The organism is Streptomyces sp. GbtcB6 (assembly GCF_019091475.1).
GTDB classification, from domain to species: Bacteria; Actinomycetota; Actinomycetes; order Streptomycetales; family Streptomycetaceae; genus Streptomyces; species Streptomyces hyaluromycini.
In genome coordinates, this window is sequence record NZ_JAGXJL010000484.1 from 1 (window position 1) to 235 (window position 235).

At 66.4% G+C, this 235-nt stretch carries 1 pseudogene; it reads left to right on the forward strand.

Features of this window, described 5'->3' with window-relative positions:
- Positions 1–235 (forward strand): annotated as a pseudogene (locus tag KVT45_RS55745) (redox-regulated ATPase YchF); the annotation flags it as partial.

Genomic DNA, 235 nt, shown 5'->3' on the forward strand with positions numbered 1-235 from the left:
GTCGACGGCAGGGTCTCGCCGAAGGACGACAACGAGACGATCAACACCGAGCTGATCCTCGCCGCCCTCCAGTCGATCGAGAAGGTCCTCCCGCGCCTCCAGAAGGAGTCGCGCATCAAGAAGGTCGTGGCCCCCAAGGTCAAGGCCGTCGAGGAGGCCAAGGAGATCCTGGGGACGGGCGACACGCTCTTCGCCCACGGCATCGACCTGGGCTCCGTGCGCAACGAGCTCCTGC